Origin of the sequence: Vogesella oryzagri (genome assembly GCF_040148885.1) — a bacterium.
Lineage (GTDB): Bacteria > Pseudomonadota > Gammaproteobacteria > Burkholderiales > Chromobacteriaceae > Vogesella > Vogesella oryzagri.
The window spans coordinates 34,568-47,976 of the sequence record NZ_JBEFLD010000007.1; the positions used below are offsets into that span (position 1 = coordinate 34,568).

Below are 13,409 nucleotides of genomic sequence, written 5' to 3' on the forward strand. Positions count from 1 at the left end.
AAGGCGGGGGCAACCCCGCCTTTTTTTCATGCCTGCGGCCAACCTTGCGGCGGCTAGCCGCGTTGCAGCGGCCCCAGCAGCAGCGGTGGCAGCTTGTTGCTGCTGATCAGCCGTTGCAGGGCCTGCACCACCTTGGGGTCGAACTGGGTACCGGCGCGGCCGGCGATATAGTCCATGACCTCGTGCAGTGGCCACGGCTGCTTGTACGGCCGCTTGTGCAGCAGCGCATCGAACACGTCCACCACCGCCACGATGCGGGCCGACACGGGGATGGCCTGCCCCTGCAGCTGATGCGGGTAGCCGCTGCCATCGAAATACTCGTGGTGGCCGCCGGCGATCTCCGCGCCCACCGACAGATAGCTGACGCCTTCCACCATCGCGCTGGCCTTGGACAGGATGCTGGCGCCGATACTGGCATGCTGCTCCATGATGACGCGTTCATCCGGATCCAGCTTGCCCGGCTTGAACAGGATGTGGTCCGGGGTACCCACCTTGCCGACATCGTGCAGGATGCTGGCCATGCCGATCATGTCCATGAAGGCCGGTGTCAGCACCGCAGGATACTCGCCCATCGCCTGCAGTTCGCCGGCGATGGCATCGCTCAGCTGTTGCACGCGCAGCACGTGCTCGCCGGTATCGCTGTCGCGGAATTCCGCCAGGTCGGCCAGCGCCACCACGGTGGCCTCCTGCGCTTTGAGCAGCTGGGTGTACAGGTACAGGTTGTCGTAGGCGGAGGAAATGCGCTGGCAGAATACTTCCAGCAGGTCGCGCTCTACGTCCTCCAGCGGCCACGGCGGTGAAAAGTGCACCACGAATTCGCGGCCGTTCTGCGAGGCGATATACAGCACGTCCACCGGGTGGCGGAACAGGCTGTGCTTGGATTGCAGCGTCTCGAGGATGGCGGCGTGCAGCTCCGGGTAGAGCGGCGCCATTTCTTCGGCCGAGCGGCCCAGCAGCGGTTCAAACGCCCCGGTGGCGGCCAGCACCTCTAGATTGGGGCGGTTGTGCTCCTGCTGATGGGTGTTTTCCATGCACAGCACGCCGTCGGTGCCGATATCCAGGATGGCGCTGATCTGCTTGAGCACGCCGGAGGCGAACTCCTTCAGTGAGCGCAGCTGGTACAGGTCGGCGGCGCCCTCCAGAATCTTGGACAGCCCCTGGCGGTTTTTCTCGATGGTGACCAGGTTCTCGTAGGCGCGCAGCGAGGCGATCACGGTAGTGAACAGCTTCTGCACCGTCAGTTCGGTCTTGGTCTTGTAGTCGTTGATGTCGTAATCGAGGATGACTTCCTGCTCCGGCGCCTGCCCCGGCTGCCCGGTACGCAGCACGATGCGCGCCAGGTGGTTGTGCAGTTCTTCGCGGATGCGCTGTACCAGCAGCAGGCCGGCGTTATCGGTTTCCATCACCACATCCAGCAGGATCAGCGCCACATCGTCATGCTGGCGCAGCATGTCGAAGCCCTCGCGCGCGCTGTAGGCGCTCAGCAGCTGCAGCGGCCGCTCCTTGTACTGCATATCCTTGATCGCCAGCCGGGTGGCGCTGTGCACGTCCTTCTCATCGTCGATGATCAGGATCTTCCACGGCTTGCGGGTCGGGCACGGCTCTTCCGCCTGCTCGGCCTCATCGTCCAGCAGCCAGTCGTCGTTATTGTTGTCAATGCTGCTCATGATTGCTCCTCATGCTTGGGTTCCGGGGCGTTGCAGGGCAGTACCAGGGTAAATCGGGTCCCCTTTCCCGGGGTACTGTCTACATTGATCACGCCGCCCAGACGTTTGAACACGATGTTGAAAACGATATGCAGGCCAAGGCCGCTGCCGCCATTGCCGCGCTTGGTGGTGAAAAAAGGCTCGAAAATGCGGCCCATGTTTTCCGTCGCGATGCCCTTGCCGTCGTCGCTTACCACCAGCCGCACCTGTGTGTCGCCCAGGCGGCTGGCGCGCAGCGCAATAATGCCTGCCTGTTCTTCATCATAGGCATGCAGCAGGGCATTCATGACCAGGTTGGTAATCACCTGCGACAGCGCGCCGGGGTAGCTGTCCATCTGCAGCCGGTCGGGGCAGTCGATCACCACCTGTACCTGGCTGCGACGCAGCTTGGGCCGCAGGCTGGTGATGATTTCGTTGAGGTAGTCGCTGAGGTCGAAGGCGCGGCGCGCTTCACTGGTCTGATCCACCGCCACCTGCTTGAAGCTGTGGATCAGGTTGGCCGCACGTTCGGCATTGGACAGGATCAGGTCGGTGGATTCCTGCGCATTGAGCAGATAGTCCTGCAGATCGCTTTTCCGGATCTGGCCGCTGCTGAACTGCTTGTTGATCTGCTCGGTGGTGAGCGACAGATGCGAGGCGGCAGTCAGGGTGATGCCCACCGGCGTGTTGATCTCGTGCGCCACGCCGGCCACCAGTGAGCCCAGCGACGCCAGTTTCTCGGTCTTGATCAGCGTGTCCTGGGTATCCAGCAGCTGGCGGTAGGCCGACTCGGCGCGCTCTTTTTCTGCCAGCGCGATGGTTTCCGCCTGGCGACGCAGCCCCAGTTCGCTGCTGATCTTGTGGATGATGGCGTTGACGCCGTGCACCAGCTCGGAAAACTCGCTGAAACGCGCTTCCGGCAGCTGCGGCTTGTCGCTGCCCTCCAGCGCCGCGGCCCGTTGCAGCGCCTGCTGCAGCTGCTTGAGCGGGGCAAACACATAGCTGCGCAGCAGCAGGGTGAGGATGATGGACAGCATCACCACAATCAGCAGCGCCTGCATGCCCTGATGCAGGATTTCGCGCTCCAGCCGTTCCAGGATGCGGGCGCGGGACAGGTAGACCTTCACCGTGCCCAGATTGTCGCGCTGCTGGTAGATCACCGGCAGCGCCAGAATTTCGTCGCTGGCAGGTTCGATATTGCGGCCCAGATACACCGGCTCGCCGCGGCTACTGCGCTGGCGGCCAAGGTACAGCCCGGCATCGCCCTCCACCCGCAGCGCCACCACGGCCGGGGATTTCAGTTCGGCATCCAGCGTCAGGCGAATGAACTCGTCGTCCAGTTGCCACACGCCGTGCGGCAGCGACAGCGACAGCCGCTGCTTCAGGCCTTCCTTCTGCGCCGCATAGTCGCGTTCCTCGCTGCCCAGCGTGGTCTGATAGGACACATAGCCGGTGGTGCCCAATACCAGCAGCAGCACCAGCACAATCCAGATGATCAGTCGCGTCTTGATACTACGCATTGCAGGCTTCCAGGCAGCGCAGACGGCTTTATCTTAAGCCATCTACTTTGCCATCATGGGTAAATTCTGAACCCCGCCCCGCATCGGGCTGCGCCGCGGCCATGCGCCGGGCCGGGTGCGGCTATTGAAATATGCCGCGGCGGCCCTATTTTTCTCCTGTCTTGTTCAACCTAAGTACACCGATACCATGAGCGCACAGAAAGAAACCCTGGGTTTTCAGACCGAAGTCAAACAGCTGCTGAAACTGATGATCCACTCCCTGTATTCCAACAAGGAGATCTTCCTGCGTGAGCTGGTTTCCAATGCCAGCGATGCCGCCGACAAGCTGCGTTTCGAGGGGCTGCACAATGCCGCCCTGTTCGAGAACGATCCGGAGCTGAAAATCCGCATCTCCTTCGATGCCGAGGCCAAGACCATCACCATCGCCGACAACGGCATCGGCATGAACCGTGACGAAGTGATCGCCAACATCGGCACCATCGCCAAATCCGGCACCAAGGCCTTCTTCGAGCAGCTGTCGGGCGATGCCAAAAAGGATGCCAACCTGATCGGCCAGTTCGGCGTCGGCTTCTATTCCGCCTTCATCGTCGCCGACAAGGTGACGCTGACCACCCGCCGCGCCGGCAGCGCGGCCAGCGAAGGCGTGCGCTGGGAATCGCAGGGCGAGGGCGAGTTCACCCTGCAGCAGGTGGACAAGGTTGGCCGCGGCACCGAGATCGTGCTGCACCTGAAGGAAGGCCAGGACGAGCTGCTGAACGACTGGGCGCTGAAGCGCATCGTGCGCACCTATTCCGACCACATCTCCATCCCCATCGAGATGAAGAAGGGCAACAGCTATGGCGAAAACGGTGAAGTGATCGTCAGCGACGACTTTGAAGCCGTCAACGCCGCTTCCGCGCTGTGGACGCGCAGCAAGAACGACATCAGCGACGAGCAGTACCAGGAATTCTACAAGCACGTGGCGCATGACTTCAGCGAACCGCTGGCGTGGAGCCACGCCCGCGTCGAAGGCCGCCAGGAGTACACCGAGCTGCTGTACATCCCGTCGCGCGCGCCGTTCGACATGTGGGACCGCGACCGCAAGCAGGGCGTCAAGCTGTACGTGCGCCGCGTGTTCATCATGGAAGACAGCAACAAGCTGATGCCGCAGTACCTGCGCTTCGTACGCGGCGTGATCGACAGCAACGACCTGCCGCTGAACGTGTCGCGCGAGATCCTGCAAGAATCCAAGGACATCGACGCCATCCGCGCCGGCTGCGTGAAGAAGGTGCTGGGCCTGCTGGAAGACCTGGCGGCCAACGAGCAGGACAAGTACGCCACCTTCTGGCAGGAGTTCGGCCAGGTGCTGAAAGAGGGCGTCGGCGAGGACTTTGGCAATAAGGAACGCATCGCCAAGCTGCTGCGTTTCGTGTCTACCAGCTCGGAAGGCGATGTGCCCACCGTGTCGCTGGCCGACTACGTTGGCCGCATGAAGGAAGGCCAGGACAAGATCTACTTCATCACCGCCGATACCCTGTCCGCCGCGCGCAACAGCCCGCACCTGGAAGTGTTCAAGAAGAAGGGCGTGGAAGTGCTGCTGCTCACCGACCGCGTCGACGAGTGGGTAACCGGCTCGCTGCTTGAGTTCGACGGCAACAAGCTGCAGTCGGTGGCCAAGGGCGCGCTGGACCTCGGCGCGCTGGAAGACGAAGCCGACAAGGAAGCGCAAAAGCAGGTGGAAGAAGTCGCCAAACCGCTGGTAGAGCTGGTGCAGAAGGCGCTGGGCGAGCGGGTGAAGGATGTGCGCGCCACTTCGCGCCTGACCGACAGCCCGGCCTGCCTGGTGGTGGGTGAGCACGATATGAGCGCCCACCTGGAGCGCATGCTGAAGGCCGCCGGTCAGCCGGTGCCGGAAGGCGCCAAGCCGACGCTGGAGATCAACCCGGAGCACGTGCTGGTCAAGCGTCTGGCCACGGAAAACAACGACGCCCGCCGCGAGGATCTGGCGCACGTGCTGTACGACCAGGCGCTGCTGGCCGAAGGCGGCAAGCTGGAAGACCCGGCGGCATTCGTGAAGCGTATCAACAAGCTGATGCTGGAGCTGTCGGCCTGAGTCACGCCAAGGTCGGCAATAAAAAACCGCCCCACGCGTGGGGCGGTTTTTTATTGCCGACCGCGCCGCGCGCTTACTCGAACGGGCAGGCGAGGAAGGCCGGATGCGTCTCTGCCTGCTGGCTCCAGGCGCACAGCGCCGGGTAGTCGTCCAGCCGTACCTGTGCCGTCGCGCGCTCGGCGATGAAACGCCAGGCCACGGCGATGCTCAGCGTGGCCTGGTCCAGCTGGGTAAGCTGCGGTGGCTGGCGTTGCAGCAAGGCTTCCATCTGCAGGCAGGCGGCATTCAGCTGCTCCGCCACCCGCGCCAGCCACGGGGCGTGGCGTGCCTCGGCCGGGCGCAGCTGGCATTCGTAGAACGCTTGTACCGCCTTCTCCATCGCCGCCAGCGCCAGGCCGATGCCGTGCAGGCAGTGCTGCCGCGCCGGCAATGCCTCCGGTGTCAGGCGGCGCTCCGGCGGCACCAGCCGCTCCAGGTAGTCCAGGATCAGGCTGGAATCCATCAGCAGCTCGCCGTCGTCGCACACCAGGGTCGGCACCTTGAGCACCGGGTTGATGTCGCGGAACTCCGGCATGTTGCGGAACACCGACAGCGGCAGGTGCTGGTAGTCGATATCCAGCAGTCGCAGTGAAATCGCCACCCGTCTGACGTAGGGTGAATCCAGCATGCCGATCAGTTGCATGACACCTCCCGTTGTTCGTTGCGTACCGAAATAAAGCCCAGTTGCAGGGCGCCGCCTTGCGGTGCCGGTGCGGCCAGGCCTTGCAGGTCGAGGCGGCCGTCGCCTTCCAGTAGCAGTTTACCGGCCGGCAGCCGCGCCTGCTCGCCGGCATACAGACAGATGTCTTCGCCGTTGATGGTCAGCCAGTGCGCGCCGCTGACGGCGCGTACCTGTCCGGGGCGCACCAGTTGCAGCACCAGCAGCTCGCGCCGTTGTAGGGTCAGATGCAGTACGTGTTCCATTGCGTTTCCCTCCAAGTAGTGTTGCTACTATAAGCAAGTGAAACACAAAGAAAAATTGATGATTTCTGCCGCTACATGTTAGTTTTTCTTACATGAAAGCCTTGCCGCCCCTCACTGCGCTGCGCAGTTTCGAAGCCGTTGCCCGCCTCGGCGGCATCACCCGTGCCGCCGGCGAACTGCACGTCACCCACTCCGCCATCAGTCAGCAGATCCGCCTGCTGGAAGAGCTGCTGGGGGTGGCGCTGTTCGTGCGCGAGGGCCGCGGGCTGCGGCTGAGCGAGGAAGGGCGTATCTACGCGATGCAGATTCGCACCGGGCTGGCGGAGCTGGGCGAGGCGACCCGCCTGATCCAGGCGCGGCCGCGCGAGGGCGACCTGGCCGTGGCGGTGCTGCCGTCGTTCGGCTCGCAGTGGCTGCTACCGCGGCTGCACCGCTTCCAGGCCTTGTACCCGCGCTACCGGGTGAGCATCCGCGCCAGCCTGGACATCCTCGACCTGCGGCAGGGGCTGGTGGACGTGGGCATCCGCATCGGCCAGGGCAACTGGGAAGGCTTGCAGCAGCAGAAGCTGTTTGACGACGAGCTGCTGATGGTGGCAGCGCCGACATTCAACGGCGGCCGCCTGCCGCAGACGCCGCAGCAGGTAATGGCCGGGCCGCTGATCCGTTCGGTGGAAAGCTGGCAGCCGTGGTGCCAGCTGGCCGGCATCGAGGAGCCGGGCGAGGCGTGGCTGTGGATCAACGACTCCAACCTGATCATCGACATGGTGCGCCAGGGACAGGGCATCACCCTGGAGCGGCGCAGCCTGGTGCAGCGCGAGCTGGATGCCGGCCGGCTGGTACAGCTGACCGACATCGTGGCGCCGTATCCCTACCCGTGCTGGCTGGTGTGGCCGCCGCGTGAAAGCGCCCGCTACAAGCAGGAGATATTCGCCGCCTGGCTGCAGCAGGAAGTGGCCGACTATCAGGCCGGACTCGCGCGCCGGGCGGCAGGCTAGCGCGGCAAGGTTGGCCGCAGGTGGCGCACTTTTTACGCGCCGTCACGCGCTGCAGGCACTGCCCGCTCGGCATGGATGCGTACTGCCGAGGTTTTCCTGGCCGGCAGCTTTTGGTACCGTGTCGGCCATGAAGATCACCCGCCATATCCCCCGCGAAGAAATCAAGGCGCTGCCGCTGTTTGCCGGCCTGACGCTGCCGCAGATCACCCTGGTACGGGACGACGCCATGTTGGCCGCCGCCACCGCGCGCCTGGCCACCGAGCCGGTGCTGGGCTTCGACACCGAGTCGCGGCCAACCTTTCACAAGGGGCAGCAGCCCACCGGGCCGCACCTGGTGCAGCTGGCCACCGCCGACCACGCCTGGCTGTTCCCGCTGGGCGAAGGGCCGATGCCGCCGGCGTTGGCCGCGCTGCTGGCGCGGCGCGACCTGACGCTGGCCGGTTTCGACCTCAGTTCGGACCGCGCCCACCTGAAAAACCGCTTCGGGGTGACCGATCTGCAGCTGCTGGACATCGGCAAGCTGTTCCAGTGCGAAGACAAGCGGCTGACCATCGGCGCAGTACAGGCGGTGGCGCAGCTGTTCGGCCAGTACTTCCGCAAGTCGAAGAAGGTGTCCACCTCCAACTGGTCGCTGCGCGCCCTGTCCGAGGCGCAGCAGCTGTATGCGGCCAACGATGCCTGGGTGGCCTACCGCGTGTGGCAGGTGCTGCAGCCGGCCGGCTGATGGCTGCCGGTCGCAGGCAGGGTGAAGCGGCGGGCGAATCGTGGTAGTCTCTTCGCCCCGCCGCGTGGCGGGATTCCCCTGTGTAATCACCGAGTTCCCGCATGCTGTTTGACCGTCCCCTCGCCATTGTCGACCTGGAAACCACCGGCGGCCACATTACCCGCGACCGCATCACCGAAGTGGGCATGATCCTGATCGATGGCGAGCAGGTGCAGCGCTTCGACATGCTGGTCAACCCGGGGCAGAACATCCCACCGTTCATCGAAGAGATGACCGGCATCAGCAATGCCATGGTGGCCGAGGCGCCGCCATTTGCCGCCGTGGCCGAGCAGCTGCTGGAAAAACTGCAGGGCCGGTTGTTCATCGCTCACAACGTGCGCTTCGACTACGGCTTTCTGAAGAACGAATTCAAGCGCGTCGGCATCAAGTTCCGCAGCGAGGTGCTGTGCACCGTCAAGCTGTCGCGCAAGCTCTACCCGCAGCATTACAAGCACAATCTGGACAGCATCATCCAGCGCCATGAAATCCAGCTGCCGTCGCGCCACCGCGCCATGGCCGATGCCGAAGCGTTGTACCAGTTTCTCGGTCAGTCGCTGACTAATCTCGGGCGCGAGGCAGTTGAGACGGCGGCCAGTGAGCTGATGGCGCAGGCGATGGTGCCGCCGGGGCTGGATCCGGAGGTGATGGAGCAGCTGCCGGATGTGCCGGGGGTATACCTGCTGTATGGCGAGCATGACCTGCCACTGTACGTGGGCAAGAGCAGCAACCTGCGCAATCGCGTGCTGGCGCACTTTGGCAGTGGCCAGCAGCAGCACAAGGAAGTGCGCCTCAGCCAGCAGATCAAGCGGGTGGCCTGGCATGAAACCATCGGCGAGTTTGGCGCCCAGCTGCTGGAGCTGGAGCTGGTCAAGTCCTTGCAGCCGATTCACAACCAACGCGGCCGGCTGGAGCAGGAGCTGTGTTCCATTCAGCTGCAGCCGGCGGGCAGCGGCTTTTTGCTGCCGCGGGTGGTGTACGCACACGAGGTGGATTTCTCGCAGCTGACCAGCCTGTACGGGCTGTTCCGCAACCAAAAGGAAGCCAAAAAGACGCTGACCGAGCTGTGCGAATTCAACGGCCTGTGCCAGACCTGTCTGCAGCTGGAAAAACGCGGCGCACGCAAGGGCGCCTGTTTTGCGCACCAGCGTGGCCGCTGCAAGGGCGCCTGCGTCGGCAAGGAAGACGCCGCCGCGCACAATATCCGCCTGCTGCAGGCGCTGTCGCGGCTGCAGTTGAAGGCATGGCCGTATCCCGGTGTGGTGGCAGTGCGCGAGACCGACCCGGTGAGCGGTGAGTGGGAGGAGTTCCTGTTCGAGCGCTGGTGCTATCTGGGCTCACGCCGCGCCGACAGCAAGCAGCCGCAGGCCAAGCCGCGCTTCGACCATGATGTGTACAAGCTGCTGGCGGCCTTTATCAAGAAGCCGCCGGAGCATGCGCAACTGCTGGAGCTGCCGCCGTCGGCCTGAGCGGAAGTATCCGCCGTTGTAAGCAAAACGACCGCGAGTAGCGGGCGTTGTCGTTGGCGGCGGGGCTGGGCTCAGTCGGTAATGGCCTGGAAGCCGCGCAGCCGTGCCTCGATCTGGCGCGGGTTTTCGCCGTTGGCGATGGCGACGATGCCCTCGATTACCAGTTCGCGCGCGGTGCTTTCCAGCGTGATCAGGTGCTTGAGTTTCTGTGCCATCGGCAGGAACAGCAGGTTGGCTGCCCCAACGCCGTAGACGGTGGCGACGAAGGCCACGGCGATGCCGCCGCCCAGCTTGGACGGGTCGGACAGGTTTTCCATCACGTGGATCAGCCCCAGCACCGCACCCATGATGCCCATGGTAGGCGAGTAGCCGCCGGCGGATTCCCAGATCTTAGCCGCCAGCTTGCGCGCGTGTTCGTGGGCTTCCAGCTCCACTTCCAGCACCTCGCGGATCATCTGCGGTTCGCCGCCATCGACCAGCAATTGCAGCGCCTTCTTGGTGAACGGGTCCTTCTGCGCGTTGAGGTAGCCTTCCAGCGCCAGCAGGCCGCTGCGGCGGGAGGTGTTACTCCAGCCGACGATGTCGCGGATCTGCTTTTCGAACTCGAAGTTGGGCGGCACGAACACCCACTTGGCCATCTGCAGCCCGGTCATGAACTGGCGCGGGGTAGATTGCAGCATCACCGCACTGGCGGTGCCGCCGATGACGATGAGAAAGGCGGTGACCTGAATCAGCGAGGCGATGTGGCCGCCTTCCAGCGCCTGGCCGGCAAGAATGGCGGTCAGCCCGCCAAGGATGGCGATAAAACTGATCTTGTCCAAAATGTAGGGTTCCGTTTACTGGCGGCGCAAAAGGTTGGCCGCATCAAATCCAGTCGCGCAGGCGGCTGCGCAGGCGAGTTACGGCCTGGCTGTGCAGCTGGCAGACGCGCGATTCGGAGACGCCAAGCACGGCGCCAATTTCCTTCAGGTTCAACTCTTGTTCGTAGTACAGGCTCATCACCAGCTGGTCGCGTTCTGGCAGCAGCTTGATTGCGTCCACCAGTGCACTGCGGAAGGCGCCGCTGGCCAGGATGTCGGCCGGCTCGTGGCTGTTTTCGTCCACCACGTTTTCCACGTGGTGGCCACTGCTGTTGCCTTCGTCGTCTTCGAAATCGGAAAAATGCACCAGGCTGATGCCGCGGCACTCGCCCAGCATCTCCTGGTACTGCTCCAGCGGCAGTTCCAGGTGCTCGGCGATCTCGCTTTCCAGCGGCGGGCGGCCCAGCTGCTGTTCCAGCGTGTGGATGGCGGTTTCGATCTGGCGCGAGTTGCGCCGCGTCTGGCGCGGCATCCAGTCTTCGCGGCGCAGTTCGTCCAGCATGGCGCCACGGATGCGCTGACTGGCGAAGGTTTCAAACTGCACGCCCTGGCTGGCATCAAATTGCTTGGCCGCTTCCATCAGTCCGATGATGCCAACCTGGATCAGGTCATTGATATCGACGCTGGCCGGCAGCCGGGCCACCAGCATGCTGGCCAGCTTCTTCACCAGCGGCGTGTGGCGCTCGATGTCGATCTGTTCGCGCGTGGCGGCAACCTGGGCGTAGGCGCGTATTTTATGGGGGGCTGCCATGTCAGCTTCCTGTCAGATCTGCAAGCGATTTGGTGGTCATCAGCAAGTGTTCCAGATAGCTGGCGCGCTGGGTGGCACTGTCCGGGCCATGCCAGCGCGGCAGCATCTGCGCCAGCTGGCGGCAGGCCTGCGCCGCTTCGCTGTCGGCAAAGGCTTCGACGGTGGGGCGGCGCAGAGTCTGGCTCTTGCGCACGGTGTGGTCCAGCGGTACGAAGCCCACCCAGCGCAGTGCTACCGACAGATAGTCGCCGGCTACGCCGCTGAGGCGGTTGAACACGGCCTGGGCTTCGTTGAAATCCTGGGCGCGGTTGACCAGCACGTTGAAGCGGCGGCGGGCGTAATCGCCGGCCAGGCGCTTCAGGCTGGCATAGCCCTGGGTGAGGCTGTCGGCATCCGGGCTGAGCACCAGCACCAGATTGTCGGCAATGCACAGCGGCGCCGGGTCTTCGGTCAGCGCCGGGGCGTCGATCAGCAGCATGCTGTTGTCGGCTTCCAGCGCGGCGAATTCGCTGGCCAGCCGCCGCCACAGTCGCGGCGACAGGCGGGTGCGTTCCTCGCTGCTGGCCACCAAGTTGATCAGGTTCAGGCCGTAGCGGTTGCTGACCAGCAGGTCGCTGACACCGCCCAGGCTGATGGACAGGCTGGCAAAGCTGGCACTGGTGGGCAGCCCCAGGCGGCGCGCCTGATGGTTGCCCGGCTGGTGTTCCACCAGCAGCGGACGTTGGCCGCTCATCGCCAGCGCCGCCGCCAGCTCGCCCACCACGGTGCTGACGCCGCTGCCTTCGCCGCCAAAGAAGGCGAACGAGGGCGGGTAGTGGGATTGTGCACGTGCCTGGCGCAGGCTGGAGGCTTGGTCGCTCATGCTGTCAGCCCAGCCAGCCGGATTGCGCGGCGTTGACCAGATTCAGCTCGTCGCCGGACGGGCTGAACGGCGAATGCTGCTGCGCGGCGCGCAGCGCGCGGTCGATCAGCAGCTCGGCATGGGCGGCGTGGATGTCTTCCGGTACGCGCTGGCCGTTGGTGACGTAGAACAGGCGCAGGCGGTTGCGGATCACTACGTCCAGGCTGGGGCCCAGCGCCAGCGCCTCGTCGATCTTGGACACGATGGCGCCGGTCAGGCCTTCGCCCTTGTAGTGGCGCACCACGTCTTCCAGGGTGTGGCCGTCGGCGTTGGCCGCCAGCAGCAACAGGCGCTGCACCGGGCGGCCGGCCTGCTTGAACATTTCCAGCTGGCTTTGCACCCGCGCATCGCGCTGGCTCATGCCCACGGTGTCGATCAGCACGATCTTGCGCGGAGTCAGGTCGGCCAGCGTCAGTTGCAGATCACCTTCATTCTGTACCGAGAACACCGGCACCCCGAGGATCTTGCCGTAGATGCGCAGCTGATCCTGCGCGCCGATACGGTAGGTATCGGTGGTGATCAGCGCCACGTTCTGCGCGCCGTGGCGCATGGTGGCGCGTGCGGCCAACTTGGCGACGGTGGTGGTCTTGCCGACGCCGGTAGGGCCGACCAGCGCAAAGATGCCGCCGGCCTCGATTGGGTCGTGCTGCGGATCCATGCACTTGAGGTTGTGGATCAGCGCCGAGCGCGCCCATTTCTGTGCGATTTCGCCATCGTATTGCGGCGGCAGTTTCTGGGTGAGCTGGCGGATCAGTGCGGAGCTGAAGCCGGCGGTGAGCAGGTGGCGGAACAGCTCGGCGCGGTTGGGGCTGCGCTGCTCCATGTCCGACCAGGCAAAGCCGGCCAGCTGACTTTGCAGCAGGCTGCGCAATTGCTTGATCTCGTCGCTGATCTGCTTGAGCTCCTGCGACATCTGCTCGCGCTCGGCATCCGTCTCCGCGGCATTGCTGCTGCGCGGCGTGGTAGGCGGCGGGGCTGCCGGGCGACGGCTATTGCTTTGTTGCACGTGCTGCAGAAACGGCTGCGGCTGGTTGCGCGCAGGTTCCGGCGCCGGTGGGGGCGCAGGTGGCGTCGGCGGAGCCGGCGGCTCATCCAGCGGCTCCACCGGCATGGCGTAGGTACGTGCCAGCGCGCGGTTGACGGCGGGGGCGCTGCCGCTAGCGGCGCTGGACGGTGGTGTCGGGTTGGCCGCAGTCTGCGGCGCGGCATTGCGCGGCGGCTTGGGCTGCGCCGGCGGCGTAAGCGTGGTGGCAATCGCGGACACGTCAGCATCGGCAACCGCCATGATCTCTACCCCACCGCCCAACGTCGGGCGATTGGACAGGATCAACGCATCAGCGCCAAGTTCTTCCCGAACCTGGCGCAGCGCGTCGCGTGTAGTTTTGCCGTAGAACTTTCTGACGACCATTGTGC

At 64.5% G+C, this 13,409-nt stretch carries 12 protein-coding genes; 4 read left to right on the forward strand and 8 right to left on the reverse strand.

The genetic code is table 11. From position 1 onward, the window contains the following. Nucleotides 1–53: 53 nt before the first annotated feature. Together ABNW52_RS13650 and ABNW52_RS13655 are read right to left on the reverse strand one after the other, a co-directional pair. On the reverse strand, nucleotides 54–1,667 hold the full coding sequence (locus tag ABNW52_RS13650) for a DUF3369 domain-containing protein (protein WP_349588824.1): 1,614 nt from the start codon (nucleotides 1,665–1,667) through the stop codon (nucleotides 54–56). Further along, a complete protein-coding gene (locus ABNW52_RS13655; protein ID WP_349588826.1) occupies nucleotides 1,664–3,205 on the reverse strand; it encodes a sensor histidine kinase in 1,542 nt (513 codons plus the stop codon). Before ABNW52_RS13655 ends, ABNW52_RS13650 begins: the two co-directional genes overlap by 4 nt. A 187-nt stretch (nucleotides 3,206–3,392) precedes the next feature. Between ABNW52_RS13655 and htpG the strand changes: the two genes are divergently transcribed. Continuing rightward, nucleotides 3,393–5,297 (forward strand): molecular chaperone HtpG, encoded by a 1,905-nt coding sequence (gene htpG / locus ABNW52_RS13660; protein ID WP_349588828.1) that lies wholly within the window; start codon nucleotides 3,393–3,395, stop codon nucleotides 5,295–5,297. Nucleotides 5,298–5,370: 73 nt separating this feature from the next. On the opposite strand, the gene ABNW52_RS13665 is transcribed toward htpG, so the two are convergent. After that, nucleotides 5,371–5,979 (reverse strand): glutathione S-transferase family protein, encoded by a 609-nt coding sequence (locus ABNW52_RS13665; RefSeq protein ID WP_349588830.1) that lies wholly within the window; start codon nucleotides 5,977–5,979, stop codon nucleotides 5,371–5,373. Then, the gene (locus tag ABNW52_RS13670; RefSeq protein ID WP_349588832.1) at nucleotides 5,970–6,260 is read right to left on the reverse strand and encodes a DUF2917 domain-containing protein; all 291 of its coding nucleotides are present in this window, start codon (nucleotides 6,258–6,260) and stop codon (nucleotides 5,970–5,972) included. The genes ABNW52_RS13665 and ABNW52_RS13670 overlap by 10 nt, the downstream gene beginning before the upstream one ends. Before the next feature lie 92 nt (nucleotides 6,261–6,352). On the opposite strand from ABNW52_RS13670, the gene ABNW52_RS13675 reads away from it, so the two are divergent. The 3 genes from ABNW52_RS13675 to ABNW52_RS13685 all read left to right on the forward strand — a co-directional run bounded on the left by ABNW52_RS13675 (nucleotide 6,353) and on the right by ABNW52_RS13685 (nucleotide 9,484). Continuing rightward, entirely contained in the window at nucleotides 6,353–7,255 is a 903-nt protein-coding gene (locus ABNW52_RS13675; protein ID WP_349588834.1) for a LysR substrate-binding domain-containing protein, read from the forward strand. Between the two features lie 127 nt (nucleotides 7,256–7,382). Next, nucleotides 7,383–7,979 carry a 3'-5' exonuclease gene (locus ABNW52_RS13680; protein ID WP_349588836.1) on the forward strand — a complete coding sequence of 199 codons (597 nt, stop codon included), beginning with the start codon at nucleotides 7,383–7,385 and terminating at the stop codon, nucleotides 7,977–7,979. A gap of 101 nt (nucleotides 7,980–8,080) precedes the next feature. Next, entirely contained in the window at nucleotides 8,081–9,484 is a 1,404-nt protein-coding gene (locus ABNW52_RS13685; RefSeq protein WP_349588838.1) for an exonuclease domain-containing protein, read from the forward strand. 71 nt (nucleotides 9,485–9,555) lie between these two features. On the opposite strand, the gene ABNW52_RS13690 is transcribed toward ABNW52_RS13685, so the two are convergent. From ABNW52_RS13690 to flhF, 4 genes are read right to left on the reverse strand one after another with little or no spacing between them, the layout of a single operon-like run. Further along, nucleotides 9,556–10,305 carry a flagellar motor protein gene (locus ABNW52_RS13690; protein WP_349588840.1) on the reverse strand — a complete coding sequence of 250 codons (750 nt, stop codon included), beginning with the start codon at nucleotides 10,303–10,305 and terminating at the stop codon, nucleotides 9,556–9,558. Between the two features lie 43 nt (nucleotides 10,306–10,348). Beyond that, nucleotides 10,349–11,095 (reverse strand): RNA polymerase sigma factor FliA, encoded by a 747-nt coding sequence (locus tag ABNW52_RS13695; protein WP_349588843.1) that lies wholly within the window; start codon nucleotides 11,093–11,095, stop codon nucleotides 10,349–10,351. 1 nt (nucleotide 11,096) lies between these two features. Next, nucleotides 11,097–11,957 (reverse strand): MinD/ParA family ATP-binding protein, encoded by an 861-nt coding sequence (locus tag ABNW52_RS13700; RefSeq protein WP_349588845.1) that lies wholly within the window; start codon nucleotides 11,955–11,957, stop codon nucleotides 11,097–11,099. A 4-nt stretch (nucleotides 11,958–11,961) separates the two neighbouring features. Next, complete coding sequence (flhF, locus tag ABNW52_RS13705; RefSeq protein ID WP_349588848.1) at nucleotides 11,962–13,404, reverse strand: flagellar biosynthesis protein FlhF; 1,443 nt, start codon at nucleotides 13,402–13,404, stop codon at nucleotides 11,962–11,964. Nucleotides 13,405–13,409 lie beyond the last annotated feature (5 nt).